Below are 24,660 nucleotides of genomic sequence, written 5' to 3'. Positions count from 1 at the left end.
CTGCACGGAGCTCACCTTGTACTTCACCGACCGCGGCATCGAGGAACTGGAGAAGCGGCGCGGCGAGGAAGAGATCACTTTCGAGTGGCTCGCCGAGCAGCTGCGCACGTTCGTCGACCTGAACCCCGACTTCGAGGTGCCCGTCGAACGGCTCGCGACCTGGCTGGCCAGGCTGGACGACGAGGACGACGAGTAGCCGCCGCCGTCAGTCCCACGGCCGGATCAGCTCGTACGACAGCCCGAGCGCGCCGTGCGCCGGCAGCAGCGCCCCCGCCGTGATCCAGCCGGCACTGCGGCGGCGCAGGCCCCACAGCGCGAGCGGGAGGCCCGTCGCCACCTGGGCGAGGGCCAGGGCGTGGGACGTCGGGGTGCCGGACCAGGGCAGGCAGGGGGCGTGGTGGCCGTCGGCCGCCCCGTCGAGGACCGCGCGGACCGGTTCGGGTGGCTCCGGCCGCTCCACGGTCTGAGCGTCCGGCTGAACGCGGGCCGCCTCGCGGAGGCGTTCGGGGGGCTGTCCGGGGGCCAGGCCCTCCGGCAGCGACACTCCCGCGAGCCTGAGGACGGCGATCAGGCCGCGCAGGCGGGCGCGGGCGTCGGCGGAGGGATCGAGTTCCGTCAGCCGGTCGAGCGCCGGTACGTCGAGGACCGGATCCAGGCCCAGACGGGCGGCGAACGTGCGCATCGCCTCGTCCTCGCCGGCCGGGGTGCCGTTGGCGAGCCAGACGTAGCCGACGGGGCGGCGGAAGCCGGAGGCGAGGATGTAGCCGGCCCGGTCGGCGTCCCACCACAGGGCGAGGACGGGCCAGGGGGCGCCGACGGCGAGGGCGGTGGCCCAGCCTGTCAGGACGCGGTCGACGGGTTCGCCACCGCGCAGCCAGGGCGTGCCCTCGGGGACGAGGACGCTCCAGTCGTCGCCGCCCCGGGTGAGCGTCGTGTGCTCCGCGAGGAGCCGGGCAGCGGCATGGCCACACGCTAGGCGATTTGGGGTGTTTGGGGTGTTTGTGCGTCCTCTTCGAGGCGCGGACGTCCCCGAAACGGATGTCTTGACTTTCCGTGTCCGCGATATATCGTGAATGAGAGAAGACGCGATATGGCGCGTTGGGACGGGGAGGTCAGCATCATGTCCGAGTGGTCCGTCGGGGAGCCCAGGAAGCTCACGTTCGACACACCCGTGAAGGAACTGCACGTTCGCATCGTCAACGGAACGGTGAACGTGGTGGGCACCGAGGAAGGTTCCGCCCGCCTCGAGGTCTCCGAGATCGAGGGACCTCCTCTGATCGTCACCCAGCAGGGCGGCACCCTCACCGTCGCCTACGACGACCTGCCCTGGAAGGGCTTCCTCAAATGGCTCGACCGCAAGGGCTGGCGGCGCAGTGCCGTCGTCTCCCTCGCCGTGCCCGCCGACACCCGCGTGGAGGTGGGCGTGGTCGGTGCCGCGGCCGTGGTCTCCGGGATCGACGGGCGCACGGAGGTGAAGGGCGTCACCGGGGACACCACGCTGGTGCGGCTGACCGGGGCCGTCCGGGCGGACACCGTCTCGGGGAACGTGGAGGCGCAGGCGTTGCGCGGGGACCTGCGCTTCAACTCCGTCTCCGGGGATCTGACCGTGGTCGAGGCGGGTTCCTCGGTCAAGGCGGACTCGGTGAGCGGGTCGATGATCGTCGACCTGGACCCGACGAGCCGGCCGACCGACATCAGCCTGACGAACGTATCGGGCGAGATCGCCATCCGGCTGCCGCATCCGGCGGACGCGCAGGTGGAGGCGAACACCGCGAGCGGTTCGGTCTCCAACGCCTTCGAGGACCTGCGGGTCGGCGGCCAGTGGGGGGCCAAGCGGATCACCGGCCGGCTCGGCGCGGGCAACGGCAGGCTGAAGGCCACGACGGTCTCCGGTTCGATCGCCCTGCTGCGCCGGCCCGCCGTCGAGGACGAGCCCTGGGACGTGGCACCGGAGGACATCGGCCCACTGGTCGAGGACACCCCGGCGGCCGGGGCGCACAGCGAGTCGGGGGACAATTCCGTTTCCGGCCGGGGCGACGACGCGAGCGACGCGCCGGCCGACGGCACGACCGACAAGAAGGTGCTCTGACATGCCTCCCGTATTCGCCCACGGCCGCCTCCGCCTCTACCTGCTGAAGCTGCTGGACGAGGCCCCGCGCCACGGCTACGAGGTGATCCGCCTCCTCGAGGAGCGGTTCCAGGGGCTGTACGCACCGTCGGCCGGCACCGTCTACCCCCGCCTCGCCAAGCTGGAGGCCGAGGGCCTGGTCACCCACACCACCGAGGGGGGCCGCAAGGTGTACGCCATCACGGACGCGGGCCGCGCCGAACTGGCCGACCGCAGCGGCGAGCTGGCCGACCTGGAGCTGGAGATCCGCGAGTCGGTGGCGGAGCTGGCCGCCGAGATCCGGGCCGATGTGCGCGGCGCCGCGGGCGACCTGCGGCGCGAGATGCGGGCGGCGGCCTCGGAGGCCCGGCGCGGGGGCGCCACCGGGGGACGCGGCGAACAGGACGGCTCCCCGGGAGACTTCGGCCACGCGGACAACGAGTGGCGCGCCGCCAAGGAGGAGATGCGGCGGGCCAAGCAGGAGTGGAAGGAGCAGGCCCGGCGCGCCAAGGACGAGAGCCGCCGGTCGCGCGAGGAGGCCCAGCGCGCCCGGCGCCAGGCCAAGGAGGCGCAGGAGCGGGCGCGGGCCCAGGCCGCGGAGGAGGTGCAGCGCATCGCCAAGCGGGTGCAGGACAGGGTGCAGGACCACTTCTCGCGGGGCGACTGGCCGACGGGGGTGCGGGAGGGACTGACCGAACTGGCCAAGGAGTTCGGCGACTTCGGAATGGACTTCGGCAAGGAGTTCGGCAAGGACCTCGGGTTCGGGCGGGGTGGCACCGACAGCGCCGCCGCACAGGCCGAGTACTCGCACACGCCCGAGGACTTCCCGGCCCAGTACGAGCCCGCCTGGGCGCACGAGGCAGCGACCGGCGACCCGGCCCGCGACCTCGACCGTCTGCTCGACCGGTTCCGCGACGACATCCGCGACGCGGCCCGCGACCACGGCGTCACGGACGACCAGCTCCGCGCCGCCCGCGGCCACTTGTCGACGGCGGCGGCCCACATCAGCGCGATACTGCACACGCCGAGAAGCTGACGTGACCGGGGCGCCCGCGCGGGCGGATGTCGGGCGTACCGGCGTCGGCCCAGCTCCTCAGCCGGCCTTCGCCTCGCCGCCTCCGCCGTGGAGCACCCGGGACAGCGTCTCGTACGTCACCCCGTGATCGGCGAGCACCTCGGCACAGAACCCGGGCAGGAGGGTCAGCGACAGGAGGAGGTGTTCGTCGCCGATGTGCCGGTCGTCGTGGGCGACGGCCGTACGCAGGGCGCGTTCGAGGACCTGCTTGGCGCCCCGCCCGAAGGTGTTGCGCCCCGACCACCAGCCCTTGTTCCCGCGGTCGCCGGACATCGCCCCGGCGCCGTGCACCTCCTCGACCCGGGCGACGACCTCCGACACGTCGATCCCCAGACCGGCGAGGGCGCCGGCCTCGGCCCGGGACAGCCCCGCCCGGCGCCGCGCCTCGGTCAACGCCCGCCGCACCGACTCCTTCCGCTCCTCGTCGAGACCGAGTGCGAGGAGGGCGAACGAGCCCCTGCTCGCGTCCCGTTCCAGCAGCGCGAGCAGCAGATGCTCGGGGCCGACGGTGCGTTCCCCCGACCGTTCCGCCTGCTCGACCGCGCTGCGCACCACCTCGCGGGCGTCCTTGGTGAACCGCTCGAACATCAATGCCTCCCGTACTTCTTGTGCACGGCCTGCCTGCTGACTCCGAGTTCCGCGGCGATCTCCTGCCACGACCACCCCTGATGGCGCGCGCTGCGCACCTGCACGGCCTCCAACTGCTCCAGCAGCCTGCGCAGGGCGGCGACGGCGCGCAGCCCGACGAGTGGGTCACGGTCGCCCGCCCGCTCGGCGAGATCCGTTGCTTCGGTCATACTGTCAACTTACGTTGACATCCCACCGCCCGTCAACCCTGGTTGACAAATGCCGACGGCCGACCCGGAAACCGGGCCGGCCGTCGGCACAGGGCGAAGGGGGCACCGTCAGTCGTTGGTGAGCACGATCTTCCCGAACTGCTCACCGGACTCCATCCGTTGGAAGCCCTCTCGGGCCCGGTCCATCGGCAGCACCTCGTCGATGACGGGACGCACCCCCGTGGCGGCGCAGAAGGAGAGCAGGTCCTCCAGCTCGTCCTTGGTGCCCATCGTCGAGCCGACGACCTTGAGCTCCAGGAAGAAGATGCGGGTCAGTTCGGCGTGCGAGGGCCGGTCACCGCTCGTGGCACCGGAGATGACGAGCGTGCCGCCGGGCCGCAGGGACTTGATCGAGTGCGACCAGGTGGCCGCGCCGACCGTCTCGATGACGGCGTCCACCCGCTGCGGCAGCCGCGCCCCCGACTCCACCGCCTCCACGGCGCCCAGCTCCACGGCCCGCTTCCGCTTGGCCTCGTCCCGGCTGGTCGCGAAGACGCGCAGCCCCGCCGCCTTGCCGAGCACGATCGCGGCCGTGGCGACACCGCCGCCGGCCCCCTGCACCAGGACGGAGTCGCCGGGCCGCACACCGGCGTTGGTGAAGAGCATGCGGTAGGCCGTCAGCCAGGCCGTCGGCAGACACGCGGCCTCGGCGAAGGACAGCTCCCGCGGCTTGGGCAGCACGTTCCAGGTCGGGACGGCGACCTGCTCCGCGAACGTCCCCTGATAGCGCTCGGTGAGAATGGAGCGGGGCTCCCTGGGGCCGACCCCGTGACCGCTCTGGCCGATCACGGAGTGCAGGACGACCTCGTTGCCGTCCTCGTCGACCCCGGCGGCGTCACAGCCGAGGATCATCGGCAGTCGCTCCTCGGGCAGACCCACGCCCCGCAGCGACCAGAGGTCGTGATGGTTGAGAGAGGCGGCCCTGACGTTGACGGTGCTCCAGCCGGACCGGGCCTCGGGAGCCGGACGGTCCCCGAGCTCAAGGCCGTTGAGCGGCTGGTCGCGGTCGATTCGGGCGGCGTAGACGGCGAACATGACCTTGACGATAGGCGCCCGCCCGAACCGACGGAACCGTATGGGCTTGTGACACACGCCCTCTTGCCACCGACGCCGTCGGCACCGTTCGGCGAACCCCAAAACCCGGAAGACACCCGCCCTCGTTCACCCGAACAGGTGGACCTGAGGCAAAGGATCGGCCCCGCCCGGACGGGCGGGGCCGATCTGCCGACATCAGCGACGGGCGACGCCCTCCGCCCGGGCCGCCGCCGCGACCGCGGCGGTGACCGCCGGCGCGACCCGCTCGTCGAACGGCGAGGGGATCACGTAGTCCGCGGCGAGGTCGTCCCCCACCACCCCCGCCAGCGCCTCCGCCGCGGCGATCTTCATGCCCTCGGTGATCCGGGAGGCCCGCACCTGCAACGCGCCCGCGAAGATGCCCGGGAACGCCAGCACGTTGTTGATCTGGTTCGGGAAGTCGGACCGTCCGGTCGCCACGACGGCCGCGTACTTGTGCGCGACGTCGGGGTGCACCTCGGGGTTCGGGTTGGCCATGGCGAACACGAACGCGCCCTCGGCCATCGAGGCGACGGCCTGCTCCGCGACCGTACCGCCGGAGACGCCGATGAAGACGTCGGCGCCCGCCAGGGCGTCCTCCAGCGACCCGCTGAGGCCGGCCTTGTTGGTGAAGGAGGCGAGCTCGCGCTTGACGTCCGTCAGGTCGTCCCGGTCGGCCGACACGATGCCCTTGCGGTCGGCCACGGCGACGTCGCCGATGCCGGCCTCGACCAGCATCCTGGCGATGGCGACACCGGCCGCGCCGGCGCCGGAGATGACGGCCCGCAGGTCGGCGAGCCCCTTCCCGGTGAGCCGGGCCGCGTTCCTGAGGGCCGCCAGCGTCACGACGGCCGTGCCGTGCTGGTCGTCGTGGAAGACCGGGATGTCGACGCGCTCCTGGAGCTTGCGTTCGATCTCGAAGCACCGGGGTGCCGAGATGTCCTCCAGGTTGACGCCGCCGAAGGACGGCGCGAACCGTGCCACGGTCTCGACGATCTCGTCGACGTCCGTGGTGGCCAGCGCGATCGGCACCGCGTCCACGCCACCGAACTGCTTGAACAGAATCGCCTTGCCCTCCATCACCGGGAGGGAGGCCTCGGGGCCGATGTCCCCGAGTCCGAGCACCGCCGTGCCGTCGGTGACGACGGCCACCACGGACGACTTCCATGTGTAGTCGTGGACCAGTTCCGGCTGCTCGGCGATGGCGCTGCACACCTTCGCCACGCCGGGCGTGTACGCCAGGGACAGGTCGTCCTTGTCCCGGACCGGCACGGTGGCCTGCACGGCCATCTTGCCGCCACGGTGCAGCGCGAACGCCGGATCGAAGGAATCGAGGGGCTCGGCCCCGCCGTCCTGGTCCGTTGTGTTGTCGCTGCGAGGATTGACGATCTCCGCTGCCACTTTGTTTTACCCCTTAAATCTTCATTGGTCTGAGGGTGGCCACTCCTGGTGAGAAGTGGGCGGGACCGCGCATGCCCCGATCTCTTGATGCGTACGGGTCATACGCGACGGGCGCGCCGCACACGCGCCTCGAGCCCCGGATGAGGGGTGTAAAGAACCTTCTTACCGGACAGACCGCGCCGAGGACGAGTCCATAAGCGGAAGGTCACATCCCGGCGCCGAAAGGTCACGTCTCGGCGACAAGATTCGTCACGAATTGTGTACACCCGTCCGCGGCCTTCGGCTGACCGCCGGTCAAACAGTGACCAAGACCTCGCAACCCCTCGTCCACATCCCGAGACAGCACCGAAGATCCTGCGGCCGGAATGAGGGATTCCCGCAGATGATCCCGTCATCTTGTCCGGACCTGGGCCGGTTCGCGGATCACCCGTTATCCGATTTTGACCCCACCGGCCCCCTGAACGGCTCCGTCCGAATGGCAGGATGCGGTAAACCCACGAGGTCGCGGCACCCCATGGTCTGTGTTCTCGTCATGGTGAGTGTCCTCGCCGACTTCATCGGCAACTCCACCCATCCGCCGGAGGAACCCAAGATGACCGCAAGCTCCACCCGTCGTACCACCGCCGCGCATCACCGTCTGGCCGCGGTCGGTGCGATCGCGGTCGCAGGCGCGCTGATTCTCACCGGTTGCGGTGACCACACCGACAAGGGCAGCAGCAGCTCGGGGACGTCCTCGTCGACGGCACCCCTGGCCTCCAAGCTGCCGGCCGACATCCGCAAGGCAGGCGTCATCAAGGTGGGCTCCGACATCGCCTACCCGCCGGTCGAGTACATCCAGAGCGGCCAGGCGGTCGGCATCGACCCTGACATCGCGGACGCCCTCGGCAAGCAGCTGGGTGTGAAGTTCCAGTTCCAGAACGGCAAGTTCGCACAGCTCATCGTGGGTCTTCAGGCGAACCGCTTCAACGTGATCATGTCCGCGATGAGCGACACCAAGGACCGCCAGAACGGTATCGACACCGACACCGGCAAGAAGGTGGGCAACGGTATCGACTTCGTCGACTACTTCACGGCGGGCACCTCGATCCTGGTCCAGAAGGGCAACCCCAAGGGCATCAAGTCCCTGGACGACCTGTGCGGAAAGGTCGTGGCCCTCCAGCAGGGAACCACCTCGGAGGGCATCGCGAAGGACCAGAGCAAGAAGTGCACGCAGAGCGGCAAGAAGGCCATCACCCTGCAGACCTTCGACACCGACCCGGAGGCGCTGCTGCGCCTGAAGCAGGGTGCGTCCGTCGCCGACCTCAACGACTTCCCCGTGGCCGCCTACAACGCGAAGACCTCCGGCGGCGGCAAGGACTTCGAGGTCACCGGCTCCCAGATCGAGGCGGGTCCGTACGGCATCGGCATCAGCAAGCAGAGCAGCCAGCTGCGTGACGCCCTCCAGGCGGCCGTGAACGCGATCATCAAGAACGGCGAGTACCAGAAGATCCTGCAGAAGTGGAACGTCACTGACGGCGCGGTGACCGAGGCAAAGATCAACGGCGGCTCCTGAGCCTCGCGCAACGCTGAAGGGCAGTCACTGTGACTGACACTCTCGACAAGGCTCCGGCGGCCGTACCGCCGGAGCAGATCAAGGCCATCCCGGTGCGCCACTACGGCCGCTGGGTGGCCGCCGCCGCGGTCATCGCCGTCCTGGTGCTGATCGGGATCGCCTTCTCCAACGCGAAGATCAACTACAGCATCATCCCGACCTACCTGAAGGACGGGACGATCCTGTCCGGCGTCTGGCACACGCTGTACATCTCCGTGCTCGCGATGGTCGTCGGGCTCGTGCTGGGCGTGATCCTCGCCGTGATGCGCATGTCCACGAACCCGGTCACCAGCACTGTGGCCTGGCTGTACGTCTGGTTCTTCCGGGGCACGCCCGTCCTGGTGCAGTTGCTGCTCTGGTACAACATCTCGCTCGTGTTCCCCATCCTCAACCTGGGGTTCTACAAGAACGAGATGAACCAGGTGATGACCCCGTTCCTGGCTGCTCTGCTGGGCCTCGGCCTCAACGAGGCCGCGTACATGTCGGAGATCGTCCGGGCGGGCATCCAGTCCGTGGACGAGGGCCAGACGGAGGCCTCGCACGCCCTGGGGATGACCCACGGCCAGACGCTGAGGCGAGTGGTCCTCCCGCAGGCCATGCGGGTGATCGTGCCGCCGACCGGCAACGAGTTCATCAACATGCTGAAGACCTCGTCCCTCGCGTACGCGGTGCAGTTCAACGAACTCATCAAGCGTGCCCAGGACATCTCCAGCACCTCGCTCGCGGTCGTTGAGATGTACTTCGTCGCGTCGGTCTGGTACCTGATCCTCACCAGCGTCTTCAGCGTCGGCCAGTACTACCTCGAGCGCCGCTACGCCCGCGGCTCGACGCGCAGCCTGCCGCCGACCCCGCTGCAAAGGCTCAGGAAGAACCTCCGCCTGTTCGGTTCGTTCCGCCGTCCGGAGGTGACTCCATGAACGGTCTCAGCAAGGACACGGGCGGCCGTCCGATGGTCAGGGCCGAGGGTGTCCACAAGTCCTTCGGGCTGGCGCACATCCTCAAGGGCATCGACCTGGAGGTGAACGCACGGGAGGTGTTCTGCCTGATCGGCCCGTCCGGCTCAGGCAAGTCCACCTTCCTTCGGTGCATCAACCACCTGGAGAAGATCAGCGCCGGCCGCCTGTATGTCGACGGCAACCTGGTCGGCTACCGGCAGAGCGGTGACAAGCTGTACGAGCTCAAGGAACGGGAAGTCGCGGCACAACGACGGGACATCGGCATGGTGTTCCAGCGATTCAACCTCTTCCCCCACATGACGGCGCTCGAGAACGTCATGGAGGCGCCCATCCAGGTCAGGGGCGAATCCAAGGCCGTCGCCCGCGAACGGGCACAGCGGCTGTTGGACCGTGTCGGCCTCGTGGACAAGACCGCCCAGTACCCCGCCCAGCTCTCCGGCGGCCAGCAGCAGCGCGTCGCCATCGCCCGAGCACTGGCAATGGAGCCGAAGTTGATGCTCTTCGACGAGCCCACCTCGGCGCTCGATCCTGAGCTCGTCGGCGAAGTCCTGGACGTCATGCGGGATTTGGCGGAGGACGGCATGACGATGATCGTCGTGACGCACGAAATGGGCTTCGCCCGCGAAGTCGGCGACTCGCTGGTCTTCATGGACGACGGCGTGGTGGTCGAGTCCGGCCACCCACGCGAGGTCCTGACCAACCCTCAGCACGACCGCACGAAGTCCTTCCTCTCGAAGGTGCTGTGAACCAAGCGGGGGCCTGCGCTCCGTGTTCGAAACGCAGGCCCCCGACGGTGTCCCGGCACAGCGAAGGACGAGTGAAGCCCATGAAGGACACGTAGCTGTTTACGCCCTCTGATCGGCGCCGCTACTTCAGCGCCAGCAGCAGCGTGTCCGACGGCGACGCCCACACCGCTCGCGCCTCCCCGAACCCCTCCTCGCGCAGCACGCGCGCGTGCCAGGCCGCCGAGGGCATCTCGCCGTCCGCGTGGGAGCCGTAGATCTCGAAGCGGCGGGCCGTGGGGGCGGCGAGGACCGGGTCCTTGGCGGCCAGGGCCCACCACTCGGCCCAGTCGAGGGCGCCGTCACGCATCGCCCGCTCCATCCGGGCGCGGCTGTGGGCGGCCTCGGCCGCGTTGATCCGGGGCGTGGTGTCGTCGGGCATGTGGTCGGCGTTCATGAACACACCCCCGTACCGGACGAGTTCGGCGATCCGGCCGTACAGGGCCGCGAGCGGCTCGGTGCGCAGCCAGTGCAGGGCGGTGGCGGTGAGCACCGCGTCGTACGAGTCGTACGGCAGCGCCTGCGTCCAGCGCGGGTCCTTGAGGTCGGCCTCGAGGAGGGTGACGCGGTCGTCGCCCTCGAAGGTGCCGCGGGCGATGGTGAGCAGGGCCGGGTCGAGGTCGATCCCGGTGCTGGTGGCGTTCGGGAGGCGGTCGAGCAGGCGGGCCGTGATGCTGCCGGTGCCGCAGGCGAGGTCGAGGACGCGCGGTTCGGGGCCGACGAAGGCCTCGACCATGTCCAGCATGGTCCGGAACCGCTCCTCGCGGTCCGGCATGTACCACTCCTGCTGCCGGTCCCAGCTCTGCTGCCACGCCTGCCAGTCGGTTCCCGTCGTACCGGTTGAGGTGATGGTGGTCATGGAGTCCCCTTCTCCGTGCGCCGCTGCTGCGTTCGGCCGCTGAACGCCCGTCGCGTAATACCCTGGGAGCGCAGGCAGCCGTTACCTTCTTCCGCCCACGACCATAGAGCGCCTCCGTAAGGACTACAAGTGGAACTGGCCTATTACTCGGACTACGCCGTACGCCTTGTGAACACCGAGGAGCCGGCCCGGGGCAAGGACTCGCTGACCTCGATCGAGGCCGTACGGGACCTCTTCGGCGCCAACCAGGAGGCGGGCCGGCGGGCCACCGACGCGGACGTCACCCGCTTCCGCTCGGTCCGGGCACGGCTGCGGGCGGTCTTCGAGGCGGCGGACGGCGGCGACGAGACGCTGGCGGTGAACCTGCTGAACTCGCTGCTGCTGGAGTTCCCGGTGAGCCCCCAGATCTCCGGGCACAACTTCCGGGACGACGACGGACGCCCGCTGTGGCACATGCACCTGGCCGACCACCCGTCGAACGCGACGGCGGGCTACGCGGCGATCGCGGCGATGGGCCTGGCGTTCCACCTGACGGAGTACGGCGTGGACCGGCTCGGCCTGTGCGAGGCGGCGCCGTGCCGCAACGCCTACCTGGACACCTCCACCAACCGCTCCCGGCGCTACTGCTCCGACCGCTGCGCCACCCGCGCCAACGTGGCCGCCTACCGCGCCCGCAAACGCCTGGAGGCCGACCGGTCGGACAGGACGGGCCTGGCGGCCGACAGCGCCCAGCGCACCAGCGCGAACGGCGAGCGCTGAGCGGGCAGCGGCCGGTAGCGGAAGCGCACCCGGGCCAGCACCAGGTCCTCCGGGACGGTGCCGTAGTCCGTGCTGTCACCGCCCGCGTAGGCGTTGTCGCCGAGCACCCACCAGCCGCCCTCGCGGCGCTCGGCGGCCCGCTTGACGACGAGCAGGTCCTGCTGGAAGGGGTGGCGCAGGACGACCACGTCCCCGGGGCGGATCCTGGCCCCGTACTGCACGACGAGGCGGTCCCCGTGGTGCAGCGTGGGCACCATCGAGGGACCGGTCACCTCGGCCACCCCGAAGGGCAGCAGCGGCCTCCCGCGCTCGATGTCCTGCGACAGCTCCGGCATGCCCGGCACCTCCCCGGTACGTTCCTCCACCAGTCTCAGTCTGACCCCGGACTTTTGTCCTAAGCCCTAGGGGGCACTCGCGAAAACGCCTTCTCCAAGGAGTAATGTCGCACCTGAGAAGACGATCACGAGGAAGGAACGCTTCATGCTTTCCCGCCTGTTTGCCCCCAAGGTCAAGGTCAGCGCGCACTGCGACCTGCCCTGCGGTGTGTACGACCCGGCCCAGGCCCGCATCGAGGCGGAGTCCGTGAAGGCCGTCCAGGAAAAGATGGCCGGCAACGACGACCCGCACTACCAGGCGCGTGCCACCGTCATCAAGGAGCAGCGCGCCGAGCTCGCGAAGCACCACGTCTCGGTGCTCTGGAGCGACTACTTCAAGCCCCCGCACTTCGAGAAGTACCCGGAGCTGCACCAGCTGGTCAACGACACCCTGAAGGCCCTCTCGGCCGCCAAGGCGTCCACCGACCCGGCCACCGGCCAGAAGGCTCTGGACTACATCGCCCAGATCGACAAGATCTTCTGGGAGACCAAGAAGGCTTGATCTTTAATCATGCCTTCTGACCTGCGATTTCTTTGGTTGCAGCGTCTCCCAGTCCGCACCCGGTCCGCAGGCCGCCGAGAACGGCGTCCATGACGGTCCGGGTGCGGTCTTCTTCGCCCGGCCACAGGTGCGCGTAGATCCGCAGCGTGATGACGGCGGACGCCTGGCCGAGGACGAGCTGGACCTGCTTGACACTTGCCCCGCCGGCGGTGAGGGCGGATGCGTAGAAGTGGCGCAGATCGTGGGTCACCTTGTCGGCAACTCGACGGGTTTGCGGCCCTCGCGCTCGGCCGCCTCGTTCTCCGCGGCTTGGAGCGTCCTGCGAGCGCAGTTCCACTCCGTCTTCCAGCGACGGTAGTTGAGGGGTTCGCCCTCCTCCATCGTGAACAGCCATTCCTTGGAGGGGCGTGCGGCGAGGTGCGTGAGAAGGGCGTCTGTGACCACCTCACCGACTGTGATGGTACGCCGGGACTTGGCGGTCTTCGGCGGGCCGATCTTCCCGGACTGGAGGCGCTGCCGCTCGACGCGGATGGCGCCGGCCTCGAAGTCGACGTCCGACACCTTGAGGCCGAGCAACTCGCCTATTCGCAAGCCTGATCCGGCAAGGGTGACGATGGCCGCGCGGATGTACGGCGCATCACGCGGGCCATGGCCTCGACCTGCACGACCGTGGGCGGGGTGACCTCCTCGTCCGGCATGGGCGGAAGGGTGATCCGGCGGCACGGGCTGGAGGCGATGACCTTGTCCTCGACAGCCGCGGTCATGAGGCGCACGAGGACGTCGCAAACGTTGCGCACGCTGCCGGGGCCGAGCAGCTCGAACAGGCTCTTGAAGAGCACCTGGAGGTCGTTGCGGCGTATCGCCGCCATGGCGCGGGGGCCGAGCGCCGGGACGAGGTGGAGCCGGAGCGCGTTGTCGGTGACGCGCTCGCCCGCCTCGCTGGCGATGAGCGACTCCTCCCACTTCTTCGCGTACTTCTCGAAGGTGATCCGTCCGGCCAGCGGGTCGACGTCTTGGCCGGTCACGATGCTGGCCGTGACCTCGTCCAGCAAGCGCTGAGCGTCGATCTTGCGGCAGACCCGCCACTCTTCTCACGACTGGGGGATGAAGCCTGCCGTCCCAACCCGGACGGTCAGCTCTTCGGACAAGTCACTTCCCAAACCCGCCAAAACCGAGCCTACGCCACCGCCCCAACCAGCTTGACAAACACAGAAGCACCCAGGGACACCGCCCTATCCGTCCACAGTGCCCAAGAGCTCCGCGACGTCGCCCGGCAGCCCAACCACCGACCCGCATCGCGCTCGGCGACAAGAGCCCCGCCGAGGCCATGAGTGAATGCCCCACGGGCCCATTGACCAGGTGATTCGCAACCACTATTGGAATCCGCCGACACGCAAGTCAGTCGGCATCGGCGACGATGGATCCGACGCGTTCAGCCAGGCTCGGGTCGCGGCGGACCAGGAGGGCTGCGTAGCCGACGGCGGCGAGGAGTGCGGCCAGGGCGGCGTAGGGGAACCAGTTGTACGGTGCGGGCTGGCCGGGCTTGGCGAGGTAGTAGAGCGGGACCAGGATGGCCACCGTGCCGAGCGCGGGCAGTACCAGATGCCGTACCTTCCGGAACTCCTGGGGGCGGTATCGGCGGTAGTACAGCGGCAGCGCGATGTTGGACGCGAGGTAGACCAGCAGGATCAGGATGGCGCCCATTGTCGAGGACTCGGTGAAGAAGACCACCGGGTTCATCGAGCCGCCGTCGGGTCCGAGCAGGTGGCCCAGGGCCCAGCCTCCGACGATCAGCAGAGAGGTGGCGGTGAAGGTGACGATCGCCTTGTTCGGTGTACGGCGGATGGGGTGGACGTAGCCGAGGAAGGACGGGAGCAGTCCCTCGCGTCCGGCGTTGAACACCAGGCGGGCCTGGGAGTTGATGCCCGCGATCAGTACGCCGAGGGTGGAGGTCAGGCCGCCGAGGTAGGCGAGGAACGCCAGCGCGCCGAGGGTGTGGTGGGCGACGTCGATGAAGGGCGTGGGGGAATCGCCGAGCCGGGCCACGTCGTAGCCGAAGCCGGTCAAGGTGGAGTAGGCGAAGAGGATGTAGCTGACGGTCATGATGGCGACGGAGGAGAACACGGCGCGGCCGACGTTGCGCCGCGGGTTCTCTGTTTCCTCTGCGAGTGCCGCGGAGTTCTCCCAGCCGACGAACATATACACCGCCAGGGGGAAGCCCGCTGCCAGGCCTTTGAAGCCGTGGCTGATGTGGCCGGGCAGGAAGGGGGCGGCCGAGAGATCGCCGCGCTGTTCGACGATCGCCGCGACCGACACGACGACCAGCATCAGCATCTCCACGCCGAAGAAGTAGCCGGCCCACTTGGTGGAGACCACGACGCCGCGCAGCATCAACACCACGGCCAGACCGGTCAGCAGCAGCGTCCAGATGATCCAGGGGAGGTCGACGCCGGTGTAGTGGTGCAGGGTGATCTGCACGAACCCGCCGGAGATCGAGATGACACCGGCCATCGCGACGATGTAGCCCAGCGTCGCCAGCAGAGCCGTGGTCACCGCGCTGACCGGCCCGAACGTCGTGCCGACGAAGGTGATGAAGCTGCCCGCCGAGGGGTGCGCCCGGGAGAATTCGGCGAGCGTGTTGCCGAGCAGCGCGACCGCGACGCCCGCGGCGACGATGGTCAGCGGAGACCCCTCACCCGCGGTGGTGGCCAGGAAGGCGAAACTGAAGAAGAAGCTCATGGCCGGGCCGACGTTGGCCATCGTGGCGGCGGCGATGTCCGCCATGCCGAGAACTCCGCCCCGCAGGCGCTGGGGCGCCCCGGCGGCGGGTCCCGACGTCGGCGGCGGGCCGACGGCTCCGGGGTTGGGCATGGCAGCGTCTCCTTGTGCGGTGTGGCGGTGCGCAGTGGGGGCGCGGGGGGGCTGCGGGTCGGCAACAACCCGATGTCAGCTGGGTTGGGCCTCCTGGTGGATCTGTTGGTGTGCCTTCACCGCCCGCACGGCCGGATCCATCGCTCCCCGGCCGAGTTCTGCCAGCAGTTCGGCATGGCAGCGGTTCCGCGCCCGTATCACCTCGGGCGTCGGTGCGGGCGCCAGCAGGCTGAGCCGGCCCAGCAGGTCTGAGGCGAACTCACGGACCCCGGGGCCGCCGAGAGCCTCGGCGAGGTCGAGGTGGAAGAGCGTCTCCAGTTCGAGCAGTCGTGCCGGGTCGTCGGTCAGGTCCATCTCGTCGACCAGCGCCTGTAGTTCCTCAAGCGGCGCGGCCGGTACCTCGTCGGCGCTGTGCGCCACGAGACCGCACTCGAGCAGCAGGTGGAAGGCGTCCAGCGAAGCCGTCTCCTCGGCGTCGTGCATCAGGGCTACGACGGCGTCCCATCCCTCCGCCACGAAGGTCCCGCCGGCGCGGCCCCGCCGGCGGTCGAGCAGACCGTCCTGGCACATGCCCTCCAGCGCACGGCGCACGGTGATCTCACTGATCCCCAGCTCCTCGGCGAGGACGCCGGCGTCCGGCAGCCGGTCCCGGGGTGACACCGACCCCAGACGCACCCGCAGGGCGATCCGCGATCGGACGAGTTCCGAGCCCGTCGGACCCCTCCCGGGCAGGAGACGGGTGTCCCCGCCGCCGTACGGTCCGAACTTGCCCGCTGCATTCACCACGGCGCCACTTTAACGGCCTGCTGAGCGGGGTCACGGTGTTGCGCATAGGGGCTCCCAGGGGGCCGGTTCCGCGATGCGCCAAAAAATAGAGCATGCTGAACACTTAAACAAGACGACCATGTCTTGTTTTTTTAGATCGCAGTGAACTAATTTCCGGTCTCGGCACCTGCAGCCCTCGTCCGCTCTCCCTCAATGGATGTCGAGATGACCACACGTCCCCCTGTTTCCGCTCCGGACCCGGTGACCACCACCGGGTCCGCCTCCGCAGGATCCGGTCTTCAGGCCGGCCTGAAGAACCGCCATCTGTCGATGATCGCCATCGGCGGTGTGATCGGCGCCGGCCTGTTCGTCGGCTCCGGCTCCGGCATCGCCGCCGCGGGCCCCGGCATCCTCATCTCCTACGCCCTCGTCGGCGTCCTCGTCGTCCTCGTCATGCGGATGCTGGGCGAGATGGCCGCGGCCAACCCCACCTCGGGCTCGTTCTCCGCGTACGCCGACCGTGCCCTGGGGCGCTGGGCCGGCTTCACCATCGGCTGGCTGTACTGGTTCTTCTGGGTCGTGGTGCTCGCCGTCGAGGCGACCGCCGGCGCGAAGATCCTGGCCGGCTGGATACCGGCGGTCCCGCAGTGGGGCTGGGCACTGATCGTCATGGTCGTGCTGACCGCCTCCAACCTGGCCTCGGTCAGCTCCTACGGCGAGTTCGAGTTCTGGTTCGCCGGCATCAAGGTCGTCGCCATCGCCGCGTTCATCGTCGTCGGCGCTCTCGCGATCTTCGGCCTGCTGCCCGGCTCAGACCACCCCGCGTCCGGCTTCTCCAACCTGACCGGCCACGGCGGCTTCCTGCCGCACGGGCCCGGAGCGATCCTCACCGGCGTGCTGATGGTGGTCTTCTCCTTCATGGGCAGCGAGATCGTCACGCTCGCCGCCGGCGAGACCGCCGACCCGCAGGGCGCCGTCACCAAGGCCACCAACAGCGTGATCTGGCGTATCGCCGTGTTCTACCTGGGCTCGATCCTGATCGTGGTCTCGCTGCTGCGCTGGGACGACCCGGCCATCCTCAAGGACGGCTCCTACGTCGCCGCGCTGAGCTCCATCGGCATCCCGCACGCCTCGCAGATCATGAACGCCATCGTGCTGACCTCGGTGCTGTCCTGTCTCAACTCGGGCCTGTACACGGCCTCGCGCATGGCGTTCTCGCTGGCCCGGCGCAGCGACGCCCCCGCCTCCTTCGGCCGCACCACGCGGCGCGGTGTGCCGCAGGCGGCCATCCTGGCCTCGGTGGTCTTCGGCTTCGTCGCGGTCGCCTTCAATTACCTGTGGCCGGACACGGTCTTCCAGTTCCTGCTCAACTCCTCCGGTGCGATCGCCCTGTTCGTATGGCTGGTGATCTGCTTCTCGCAGCTGCGGATGCGCAGGATCATCGAACGGGAGACGCCGGAGAAGCTCGTCGTCAGGATGTGGCTCTACCCCTACCTGACCTGGGCCACCATCGCCCTGATCACCTTCGTCCTCGGCTACATGCTGACCGACACGGCCAACGGCGGCGGACGCGACCAGGTGGTCCTGTCCACCCTGGTCGCCCTCGGTGTGGTCGCCTTCGCACTGGTCCGCGAGCGGGTGGCCCGGAGAGGTACGCATGAAGTGACCCCGTCCTAGGGACCGGGCTCTGTAGGGCGACAGCCGGCCCTCGACCGGCGGCGGTGGTGCGCTCCCCCCGCACCGCCGCCGCCCCATACGGCCCGGACCGCTGATGCAGAACCGCACCCGGGACCGCTTTGCTTCCTGCGCCTCACGTGAGGGTCAGCGAGCAGGTCTTGCCCGAGTCCCCACTCTCCTAGGTTGACCCGCATGTCATTCCTGTCGACTCGCCGCAAGGCCTCCCGCATCGTCCTTGAGCTTGACGACGTGCACCTTGGGAAGCTTCTCAAGTCGCTGCGCGCCACGACGCGATCGGGCGCGATCGCGAGCACGGATCTGCGCGTGGTGCAGATCGCCGACTTCCTGAAGCACCACTCCCAGGACTGGGACCGCCACACGTTCCGCCTGGCGGTCCTGGCGCATTTCCTGGCGGATACGCCGGTGCCCTCGAGGTGGGCTGAGCGGGAGCCGGACAGCGCCACTGCCCTTGTTCTGCACGCCTGGTCCGAGGTCTTCCGGGCGCGTGCAACGGGGAAAGCGGGAGGTGCCTCGCGAGCAAGCACGAACTGCCTGCGCGCTGCGGATCTCGCCCCGCTGGACCCCACCCCGTGGATCGTCCTGCTGGAGCTAGCGCGCCTGGAGCGCCACCGCGCAGCTGAAACCTTCTACGTCTGGAACGAGCTACTGCTCCGCGACCGCTGGAACCGCGATGCCTACCTGAGCATGATGCGCTACCTGACCCCGGACGAGGCCGGTTCGCGACTGCAGGTACTGGAGTTCGTCGACTCCCTCCGGTCGCGCATGCCCGCCCATGCGCCCTGCGCGGCTACGGAACTCACCTCCCAAGTGCTGCACTATCAATCGATCCGGACCCGGGGAGGAGTGGAGGGTCTCATGGCACGAACCTACTGGACCGATGTGTATGTCACAGCAGCGCTCGACCGTGCCTCGCAGCACTGGACACAGCCCTCGTTCCTCAGCCATGCAGCCGCGCTTGCCGACCTCAATACACTCGCCTACGCGCTGATGTCCGCCGATCGCCACCGTGAGGCCCTTCCCGTCTTCCGGGCCATCGGCGGTGCGGTCACCACCTGGCCCTGGCGGTTCGAAGGAGACCCGCTGACCGCATTCCAACGGGCGCAGGCCCGTGCCGAAGCCGGCCGGTGACACCATCCGAAGATCTTTGACGCTGCGGGTTCCTCACCGCCGTCCGAGCGGCCCGGCCGGCACGCGTCGTGTTCTCCATCAGCGGCTTCCCGATCGATCACGCCGTCGGCGGTGCTGCCGCGACACTGCCCGCCGGCCTGGCCGACAGCGGTGAGTCCCGCAACCGTCGAGCGCGCCCGCACCCGTCGAGAACCGTGCACTGATATCGCATCAGCCCCTGCCTGGTCCGCACACAGTCCGCAGGACACCCGATCAAGGCCGTCGCACCCCATCGCCAGCCATCACCAAAGGCCGGGTCAGCGACCTGCGACACCCAACGCCGCAGCTCACCGACCCGCCTCATTACTAGGAGACCAAGAAGGCCTGAGCCCGACGAACTTCCCAGGGGCCCCGTCGACTTCGGTCCGACCGGGCCCCTTCGTCGCCCCGGCCCTCCTCGTCGGAATCCTCGTCAGGGGCGGTCCCCGTCGTCCTCGCCCGCCTCCAGCAGGCCCGCCGCCGCGCCCACGATGCGGGGGTCGGGGCGGCCGACGACCTGCTCGTCCTTGTCGGTGTAGTCGAAGCGCGCCAGCACGCTGCGCATGGCCTCGACGCGGGCCCGTTTCTTGTCGTTGCTCTTGACCACCGTCCAGGGGGCGTGGTCGGTGTCCGTCGCGCGGAACATGGCGACCTTGGCGGCGGTGTAGTCGTCCCAGCGGTCCAGTGAGGCCAGGTCCATGGGGCTGAGCTTCCACTGCCGTACGGGGTCGACCTGGCGGATGGTGAAGCGGGTGCGCTGCTCGCCCTGGGAGACCGAGAACCAGAACTTCACCAGGTCGATGCCGTCGTCCACCAGCATCCGCTCGAAGAGGGGCGCCTGGCGCATGAAGCGCCGGTAGTCGTCGTCCGAGCAGAAGCCCATCACCCGCTCGACCCCGGCCCGGTTGTACCAGGAGCGGTCGAACAGGACGATCTCACCCGCGGTGGGCAGGTGCTGGACGTAGCGCTGGAAGTACCACTGGCCGCTCTCGCGCTCGGTCGGCTTCTCCAGCGCCACCACCCGCGCACCGCGCGGATTGAGGTGCTCGGTGAACCGCTTGATGGTGCCGCCCTTGCCGGCCGCGTCCCGTCCCTCGAACACGACGACGAGCCGACGGCCGGTCGCCTTGACCCAGTTCTGCAGCTTCAGCAGCTCGATCTGCTGCAGCCGCTTGTGCCACTCGTACTCCTTGCGCTCCATGCGGTGCGCGTACGGGTAGTTCTCCCGCCAGGTGTCGATGGGGGAACCGTCCGGCCGGATGAGGACGGGGTCGTCGGGGTCGGTGTAGTCGACCTTCAGGTCGGCCAGTTCGGACAGCAGGGGCGGTGTCGTCATGGGTGCTCCTGGCTGAGGTCAGTGGAACTGCGGAACGATCAGGTAGATCCCGTACGCCACCACGGCCGCGCAGGCGAGGAAGCACAGGCCCGCCTGCGCGAAGCCGGCGGCCGAGGTGCCGCCGCCCGCACGGGCCCCCTCGTGGCGGGCGAGGCCGAGGACCCCGAGGGCGAAGACGACGACCACGGCGACGGTGACGCCTATGCTCACCGCGGTGACCTGGCCGAGAGCGGCCCAGTCGAGACTCATGTGCACAACTCCTCATGTCTCAGCGTGTCTCAGGGGGTCTCAGGCGGCCGTGCCGACCGTGGCCGGCTGCTCGGCGCGGAGGGTGACCTCGTGGGCGTCGTTGACATTGCCCGCGTGCACCGGGTTGCGGCGCGAGAGCAGCACGATGCCGCCCGCGAGCGCGGCACCGACCAACGCCACGACGACCGTGCCGACGTCGCCGCCGTGCTTGACCGCGCTCGCCGAGATGCCCCCGACCAGCGCGGCGGCGGGCAGCGTGATCAGCCATGCGGCCACCATCCGGCCCGCGACGCCCCAGCGGACCTCCGCCAGCCGCCTGCCCAGCCCGGCGCCGAGGATGCTTCCGGAGGCGACCTGCGTGGTGGACAGGGCGAAACCCAGGTGCGCGGAGGTGAGGATGACGGTCGTCGAGGCCGTCTCGGCGGCGAAGCCCTGCGGTGACTGGATCTCCGTCAGGCCCTTGCCCATGGTGCGGATGATCCGCCAGCCGCCCAGGTAGGTGCCGAGGCCGATGGCGAGACCGGCCGAGGCGATCACCCACACCGGCGGGCCGGCGTCGTGGCCGAGGGCGCCCGCGGAGATGAGGGTGAGTGTGATGACGCCCATCGTCTTCTGCGCGTCATTGGTGCCGTGCGCGAGCGAGACCAGGGAGGCCGAGGCGATCTGCCCGAGCCGGAAGCCCTTGGTGACGGAGTCCTTGCGGGCGCGGGCGGTGAGCTTGTAGGCGAGGTAGGTCGCGATCAGGGCGGCGACACCGGCCACCAGCGGCGAGGCGAGCGCCGGGATCAGGATCTTCTCGACCACCTTGTCGACGTGCACCCCGTGCGAGCCCGCGCCGACCCACACGGCCCCGATCAGCCCGCCGAACAGGGCGTGCGAGGAACTGGACGGCAGTCCGACCAGCCAGGTCAGCAGGTTCCACAGGATCGCCCCGACCAGCCCCGCGAAGATCATCCCGGGACTGACGAGGGTGTCGTCGACGATGCCGCCGGAGATCGTTCTGGCGACTTCGGTGGACAGGAAGGCCCCCGCGATGTTGAGGGCCCCGCTCAGCAGGACCGCCGTCTTCGGCCGGAGGGCGCCGGTCGCGATGGAGGTGGCCATCGCGTTCGCGGTGTCGTGGAACCCGTTGGTGAAGTCGAAGGCCAGTGCCGTGACGATGACGACCGCCACGAGGAACGTGATGTGGTCCATGGCCCCATGGGAACAAGCGCTTTCGTACGGGAGGCGAACCCCAGGCGAAGCGCGCTCCAGGTTCCTGCGCCCGGCCGGTGCGGATCGTGCGATCCTGACGTGGTGAACCGTGAGGATCTGGTACGGCTGCGCAGGGCCCGCGACCGCATGGACCGCGAGTACGCCGAGCCCCTGGACATGACCGCCCTCGCCGGCACCGCCCTGATGTCCGTGGGCCACTTCCAGCGCAGCTTCCGCGAGGCCTACGGCGAGACGCCGTACAGCTATCTGATGACCCGCCGCGTCGAGCGTGCCAAGACCCTGCTGCGCCGCGGCGACCTCACGGTCACGGAGGTCTGCTTCGCGGTCGGCTGCACCTCCCTCGGCTCCTTCAGCTCCCGCTTCACCGAGCTGGTCGGCGAGACGCCGAGCGCCTACCGGGCCCGCTCGCACGAGGAGAGCGCGGAGATCCCGCCCTGCGTGGTACGGGCGTACACCCGCCCGACCCGGGCGTACCGGCAGTTTTGACCTTAGGTTGGAGCAATGGACCTCAAACTCACCACGTGTTTCATCGCCGTCGACGACCATGACAAGGCGATGGAGTTCTACTGCGACGTCCTGGGCCTGGAGGTCCGCAACGACGTCAAGTACGAGGGGATGCGCTGGGTGACCGTCGGGTCGCCGCTGCAGCCGGAGGTGTCGATCGTGCTGGAGCCGCCCGCGGCGAACCCGGACCTCTCCCCGGCCGACCGGGAGGCCATGGAGCAGCTGCTGGCCAAGGGCGTGCTGCGCGGGGTCAACTTCACCACCGAGGACTGCGACGCCCTCTTCGCCCGGGTCCGGGAATCGGGCGCCGAGGTGATCCAGGAACCGATGGACATGCCGTACGGGGTGCGCGACTGCGCGTTCCGGGACCCGGCGGGGAACATGCTGCGGTTCATGGAGCGGGCGGGGTGAGCCGACGGGTCCTGTGGACGTACGCGTTCATCGACCGGCCGCTGGAGGACTTCGGCCGCGCCTGCGCGTTCTGGACGGCCGTCACGGGCACGCGTCTGTCCGAACTCCGAGGCGATGAGAAGGAGTTCACGACCCTCCTGCACGACGGCGCCGATGCCTGCGTCAAGGTGCAGGGCGTCGCGTCCGGGCCGGGCGGCGCGCATCTGGACCTCGCCGTGGAGGACGAACCGGAGTTCAGGGGCGCGGCGGTGGGACTGGGGGCGGAGGTGGTCGCGGACCACGGGTCCTGGGCCGTCCTGCGCTCGCCCGCCGGGCAGGTGTTCTGCACCATGCCCTGGAGCGGTCAGTCGGTCCGCCCGCCGGTCGTGCGCGGCAGCCGCCTCGATCAGGTCTGCGTCGACCTCGCGCCGTCCGCGTACGACGCCGAAGTCGCCTTCTGGAGCGCCCTCCTGGACGACTGGGAGTCCCGGCCCGGCTCCCTCCCCGAGTTCCATGTCCTCCAGCCCCCGCACGGTCTCCCGGTCCGCGTCCTCCTCCAACGTCTCGGCGAGGAACGCCGGACGACCGCCCACCTGGACCTCGCGTGCGCCGACATCGCGGCGACCCGAGCCGAACACGAGCGCCTGGGCGCCGAGTTCGTCGCCCGGGGCGCGAACTGGACGGTGCTGCGGGACCCTACGGGCGGCCTGTACTGCCTGACGGGACGCGATCCGGAAACGGGCGGACTGCCGAGCCGGTCCGGCACTAGCGCGTCCTGATGAAGCAGAGCACGGCCGCGTGACCGTCCGCGTCCGGCGTGAGGGTCGGGCATTGGCTCTGCCACCCTTCCGGTGGCGACTGAGTGGGACTGCTCTGCTCCCATCGGGCCGCCGGCGGGGGCTCCGCCGAGTCCTGCAGCCACAGGGTGAGGCCGCCCCCGACGACGACCGCGACCAGCCATACGGCCACGGCCCAGCGCCACGCCTTCCGCCGTGCTAAACCGCTCACGTCCACGGCTCCACGGCCACCACGGCGTCCACCGGGATCGGCCCGTACACGTGCGGGAACGCCTCGGCGCCGGGCTCCGGGGCCTCCCACTTCAGCGGTGCGTCGAGCCGCCCGGGGTCGACCACCAGGACCACGAGATCGTCCAGACCCTCGTAGAAGCGGGCGGTGCCCGGCAGTTGGGCGCGGGTCGAGAAGTGGATGAAGCCCTCCTCCTGGAGGGTCTTGCCCCGGGTCGAGATCTCGTACGTGCCCTTCGCGCGGGCCGCCTCCCAGTGGGAGCGTTCGGTGAGATGCAGGATGTGGTCGGTCATGGGATCACGCTACGACGTCGGACGAACTGCCCGCTCCTGCGACAAACGCTGGTCCTCGGGCTCACCGCCCTCCGGGACGCCGCCGGGTTCGCGCCACATCGGCCACATGTGCGGGCCGTCGGGGAGGGCGAGGGGGGTGCCGGTGGGTTCGAAGCCGAGGCGCTCGTACAGGGCGCGGCTGCGTGCGCTGCTGGCCTCCAGATAGGCGGGCAGGCCCTCGCGGTCGCAGCGGTCGAGGGCCTGCCGGATGAGCGCCGAACCGAGGCCCTCGCCCTGGCGGCCCGGACGCACTCCGATCATCCACAGGTATGCGTGGGCGCGGCCCACGGGATGGATGTCCTGGGTCAGTCGTGCGATCAGCTCGACGCGTTCGTTGTCGGGGTCGACGGCGGCCCGCAGCTGCGCGGCACCGTCCTCGTCGGAATCGGCGGCGGCGTGGGGGCCGGCCTGCACGGGCAGCCAGAGCGCGGACGCGCTGCCGTCCTCGGTGACGTCGACGCGCCCCTCGGCGAGCACGAGATCGGTGAAGGCGGCCATCAACCGGTGGTGCGTGGTGCGGCGGTGCTCCTCCTCGGGGAAGACCCAGTTGCTGACCGGATCGTCCTGGAAGGCCGCGTCCAGCAGCCGCACGACCAGTTCCCGGTCACCCTCGCCCGCCGTCCGGATCGCCACACCCATGGGCCGCCCCTCCGCCTCAACCACCTTTGCCGGTCCGGGCGTTGAGCCTACCGGGCGCGGCGCAGGGCCCGCACACCGTGGGGATGTGCGGGACCCGCCGTCCCGGAGTGGCCGGGGGCCGGGGGGGGGGGGGGGCGCCCCCGGCCCCCCCCCCCCCGGGGGGCCGGGGCCGGGCCCCGCAGGGGCCGGGGGGG

28 protein-coding genes and 1 pseudogene are annotated in these 24,660 nt (G+C 69.8%); 13 read left to right on the top strand and 16 right to left on the bottom strand.

Annotated elements, in window-relative coordinates:
- Nucleotides 1–16: 16 nt before the first annotated feature.
- Nucleotides 17–196, top strand: a complete 180-nt coding sequence (locus tag ACIRVK_RS01685; protein WP_028420339.1) for a DUF6104 family protein — start codon at nt 17–19, stop codon at nt 194–196.
- A gap of 9 nt (nt 197–205) precedes the next feature.
- Here the strand turns inward: ACIRVK_RS01685 and ACIRVK_RS01680 are convergent, their stop codons facing one another.
- Nucleotides 206–1,066, bottom strand: coding sequence for a hypothetical protein (locus ACIRVK_RS01680; RefSeq protein WP_404243143.1), 861 nt, complete (start codon nt 1,064–1,066; stop codon nt 206–208).
- Between the two features lie 54 nt (nt 1,067–1,120).
- Here ACIRVK_RS01680 and ACIRVK_RS01675 point away from each other — a divergent pair, with 54 nt between their 5' ends.
- Nucleotides 1,121–2,089 carry a DUF4097 family beta strand repeat-containing protein gene (locus tag ACIRVK_RS01675; protein WP_404242826.1) on the top strand — a complete coding sequence of 323 codons (969 nt, stop codon included), beginning with the start codon at nt 1,121–1,123 and terminating at the stop codon, nt 2,087–2,089.
- Between the two features lies 1 nt (nt 2,090).
- Entirely contained in the window at nt 2,091–3,143 is a 1,053-nt protein-coding gene (locus ACIRVK_RS01670; protein WP_404242824.1) for a helix-turn-helix transcriptional regulator, read from the top strand.
- Between the two features lie 57 nt (nt 3,144–3,200).
- Here ACIRVK_RS01670 and ACIRVK_RS01665 read toward each other — a convergent pair whose 3' ends face one another.
- From ACIRVK_RS01665 to ACIRVK_RS01650, 4 genes are all read right to left on the bottom strand, one after another.
- Nucleotides 3,201–3,770, bottom strand: a complete 570-nt coding sequence (locus ACIRVK_RS01665; RefSeq protein WP_404242822.1) for a Clp protease N-terminal domain-containing protein — start codon at nt 3,768–3,770, stop codon at nt 3,201–3,203.
- Nucleotides 3,770–3,979 (bottom strand): helix-turn-helix domain-containing protein, encoded by a 210-nt coding sequence (locus ACIRVK_RS01660; RefSeq protein ID WP_404242820.1) that lies wholly within the window; start codon nt 3,977–3,979, stop codon nt 3,770–3,772. The genes ACIRVK_RS01665 and ACIRVK_RS01660 overlap by 1 nt, the downstream gene beginning before the upstream one ends.
- A gap of 108 nt (nt 3,980–4,087) precedes the next feature.
- Complete coding sequence (locus ACIRVK_RS01655; protein WP_404242818.1) at nt 4,088–5,053, bottom strand: zinc-binding dehydrogenase; 966 nt, start codon at nt 5,051–5,053, stop codon at nt 4,088–4,090.
- A 195-nt stretch (nt 5,054–5,248) separates the two neighbouring features.
- Nucleotides 5,249–6,472 (bottom strand): NADP-dependent malic enzyme, encoded by a 1,224-nt coding sequence (locus tag ACIRVK_RS01650; RefSeq protein ID WP_404242816.1) that lies wholly within the window; start codon nt 6,470–6,472, stop codon nt 5,249–5,251.
- A gap of 592 nt (nt 6,473–7,064) precedes the next feature.
- Here ACIRVK_RS01650 and ACIRVK_RS01645 point away from each other — a divergent pair.
- The 3 genes from ACIRVK_RS01645 to ACIRVK_RS01635 are packed head-to-tail and all read left to right on the top strand — an operon-like array spanning nt 7,065 to nt 9,765.
- On the top strand, nt 7,065–8,024 hold the full coding sequence (locus tag ACIRVK_RS01645) for an ABC transporter substrate-binding protein (RefSeq protein ID WP_404243141.1): 960 nt from the start codon (nt 7,065–7,067) through the stop codon (nt 8,022–8,024).
- 29 nt (nt 8,025–8,053) lie between these two features.
- Nucleotides 8,054–8,980 (top strand): amino acid ABC transporter permease, encoded by a 927-nt coding sequence (locus ACIRVK_RS01640; RefSeq protein WP_404242814.1) that lies wholly within the window; start codon nt 8,054–8,056, stop codon nt 8,978–8,980.
- A complete protein-coding gene (locus tag ACIRVK_RS01635; RefSeq protein WP_404242812.1) occupies nt 8,977–9,765 on the top strand; it encodes an amino acid ABC transporter ATP-binding protein in 789 nt (262 codons plus the stop codon). Before ACIRVK_RS01640 ends, ACIRVK_RS01635 begins: the two co-directional genes overlap by 4 nt.
- A 121-nt stretch (nt 9,766–9,886) precedes the next feature.
- Here the strand turns inward: ACIRVK_RS01635 and ACIRVK_RS01630 are convergent, their stop codons facing one another.
- Nucleotides 9,887–10,660, bottom strand: a complete 774-nt coding sequence (locus ACIRVK_RS01630) for a class I SAM-dependent methyltransferase (RefSeq protein WP_404242810.1) — start codon at nt 10,658–10,660, stop codon at nt 9,887–9,889.
- Nucleotides 10,661–10,789: 129 nt separating this feature from the next.
- Between ACIRVK_RS01630 and ACIRVK_RS01625 the strand changes: the two genes are divergently transcribed.
- Entirely contained in the window at nt 10,790–11,419 is a 630-nt protein-coding gene (locus ACIRVK_RS01625; protein WP_404242808.1) for a CGNR zinc finger domain-containing protein, read from the top strand.
- Here the strand turns inward: ACIRVK_RS01625 and sodX are convergent.
- Nucleotides 11,323–11,754, bottom strand: a complete 432-nt coding sequence (sodX, locus tag ACIRVK_RS01620; protein ID WP_404243139.1) for a nickel-type superoxide dismutase maturation protease — start codon at nt 11,752–11,754, stop codon at nt 11,323–11,325. The genes ACIRVK_RS01625 and sodX overlap by 97 nt on opposite strands.
- 145 nt (nt 11,755–11,899) lie before the next feature.
- Here sodX and sodN point away from each other — a divergent pair, with 145 nt between their 5' ends.
- The gene (gene sodN, locus ACIRVK_RS01615; protein ID WP_037937753.1) at nt 11,900–12,295 is read left to right on the top strand and encodes a superoxide dismutase, Ni; all 396 of its coding nucleotides are present in this window, start codon (nt 11,900–11,902) and stop codon (nt 12,293–12,295) included.
- 7 nt (nt 12,296–12,302) lie between these two features.
- Here sodN and ACIRVK_RS01610 read toward each other — a convergent pair.
- The 3 genes and pseudogenes from ACIRVK_RS01610 to ACIRVK_RS01600 all read right to left on the bottom strand — a co-directional run.
- Nucleotides 12,303–13,368 (bottom strand): annotated as a pseudogene (locus ACIRVK_RS01610) (tyrosine-type recombinase/integrase); the annotation flags it as partial.
- 325 nt (nt 13,369–13,693) lie between these two features.
- Nucleotides 13,694–15,166, bottom strand: a complete 1,473-nt coding sequence (locus tag ACIRVK_RS01605) for an APC family permease (RefSeq protein ID WP_404242806.1) — start codon at nt 15,164–15,166, stop codon at nt 13,694–13,696.
- Between the two features lie 75 nt (nt 15,167–15,241).
- A complete protein-coding gene (locus tag ACIRVK_RS01600; protein WP_404242804.1) occupies nt 15,242–15,952 on the bottom strand; it encodes a FadR/GntR family transcriptional regulator in 711 nt (236 codons plus the stop codon).
- 204 nt (nt 15,953–16,156) lie between these two features.
- Between ACIRVK_RS01600 and ACIRVK_RS01595 the strand changes: the two genes are divergently transcribed.
- On the top strand, nt 16,157–17,608 hold the full coding sequence (locus ACIRVK_RS01595; RefSeq protein ID WP_404242802.1) for an amino acid permease: 1,452 nt from the start codon (nt 16,157–16,159) through the stop codon (nt 17,606–17,608).
- 192 nt (nt 17,609–17,800) lie between these two features.
- Nucleotides 17,801–18,757 (top strand): hypothetical protein, encoded by a 957-nt coding sequence (locus tag ACIRVK_RS01590; protein ID WP_404242800.1) that lies wholly within the window; start codon nt 17,801–17,803, stop codon nt 18,755–18,757.
- 451 nt (nt 18,758–19,208) lie between these two features.
- Here ACIRVK_RS01590 and ppk2 read toward each other — a convergent pair whose 3' ends face one another.
- Genes ppk2 through ACIRVK_RS01575 form a run of 3 tightly spaced genes read right to left on the bottom strand, consistent with a single transcriptional unit; the run spans nt 19,209 to nt 21,554 of the window.
- A complete protein-coding gene (ppk2, locus tag ACIRVK_RS01585) occupies nt 19,209–20,111 on the bottom strand; it encodes a polyphosphate kinase 2 (protein ID WP_404242798.1) in 903 nt (300 codons plus the stop codon).
- 18 nt (nt 20,112–20,129) lie between these two features.
- Nucleotides 20,130–20,360 (bottom strand): hypothetical protein, encoded by a 231-nt coding sequence (locus tag ACIRVK_RS01580; RefSeq protein ID WP_404242796.1) that lies wholly within the window; start codon nt 20,358–20,360, stop codon nt 20,130–20,132.
- 39 nt (nt 20,361–20,399) lie between these two features.
- Nucleotides 20,400–21,554: an anion permease gene (locus ACIRVK_RS01575; protein WP_404242794.1), complete on the bottom strand. Its 1,155-nt coding sequence runs from the start codon at nt 21,552–21,554 to the stop codon at nt 20,400–20,402.
- 102 nt (nt 21,555–21,656) lie between these two features.
- Here ACIRVK_RS01575 and ACIRVK_RS01570 point away from each other — a divergent pair, with 102 nt between their 5' ends.
- From ACIRVK_RS01570 to ACIRVK_RS01560, 3 genes are read left to right on the top strand one after another with little or no spacing between them, the layout of a single operon-like run.
- Entirely contained in the window at nt 21,657–22,061 is a 405-nt protein-coding gene (locus tag ACIRVK_RS01570) for a helix-turn-helix transcriptional regulator (protein WP_404242792.1), read from the top strand.
- 15 nt (nt 22,062–22,076) lie between these two features.
- A complete protein-coding gene (locus ACIRVK_RS01565; protein WP_404242790.1) occupies nt 22,077–22,490 on the top strand; it encodes a VOC family protein in 414 nt (137 codons plus the stop codon).
- Nucleotides 22,487–23,248 (top strand): VOC family protein, encoded by a 762-nt coding sequence (locus ACIRVK_RS01560; RefSeq protein ID WP_404242788.1) that lies wholly within the window; start codon nt 22,487–22,489, stop codon nt 23,246–23,248. Before ACIRVK_RS01565 ends, ACIRVK_RS01560 begins: the two co-directional genes overlap by 4 nt.
- Here the strand turns inward: ACIRVK_RS01560 and ACIRVK_RS01555 are convergent.
- From ACIRVK_RS01555 to ACIRVK_RS01545, 3 genes are read right to left on the bottom strand one after another with little or no spacing between them, the layout of a single operon-like run.
- The gene (locus tag ACIRVK_RS01555; RefSeq protein WP_404242786.1) at nt 23,235–23,477 is read right to left on the bottom strand and encodes a hypothetical protein; all 243 of its coding nucleotides are present in this window, start codon (nt 23,475–23,477) and stop codon (nt 23,235–23,237) included. The two genes, ACIRVK_RS01560 and ACIRVK_RS01555, sit on opposite strands and share 14 nt — an antisense overlap.
- The gene (locus ACIRVK_RS01550) at nt 23,474–23,788 is read right to left on the bottom strand and encodes a DUF952 domain-containing protein (RefSeq protein ID WP_404242784.1); all 315 of its coding nucleotides are present in this window, start codon (nt 23,786–23,788) and stop codon (nt 23,474–23,476) included. Before ACIRVK_RS01550 ends, ACIRVK_RS01555 begins: the two co-directional genes overlap by 4 nt.
- A 9-nt stretch (nt 23,789–23,797) precedes the next feature.
- Nucleotides 23,798–24,466: a GNAT family N-acetyltransferase gene (locus ACIRVK_RS01545; protein WP_404242782.1), complete on the bottom strand. Its 669-nt coding sequence runs from the start codon at nt 24,464–24,466 to the stop codon at nt 23,798–23,800.
- Nucleotides 24,467–24,660: the final 194 nt, after the last annotated feature.

The organism is Streptomyces sp. NPDC101152, assembly GCF_044768275.1.
Taxonomy (GTDB): Bacteria; Actinomycetota; Actinomycetes; order Streptomycetales; family Streptomycetaceae; genus Streptomyces.
The sequence above is the reverse complement of the archived record's forward strand: the minus strand, read 5'-3'. Positions and strand labels throughout refer to the sequence as shown.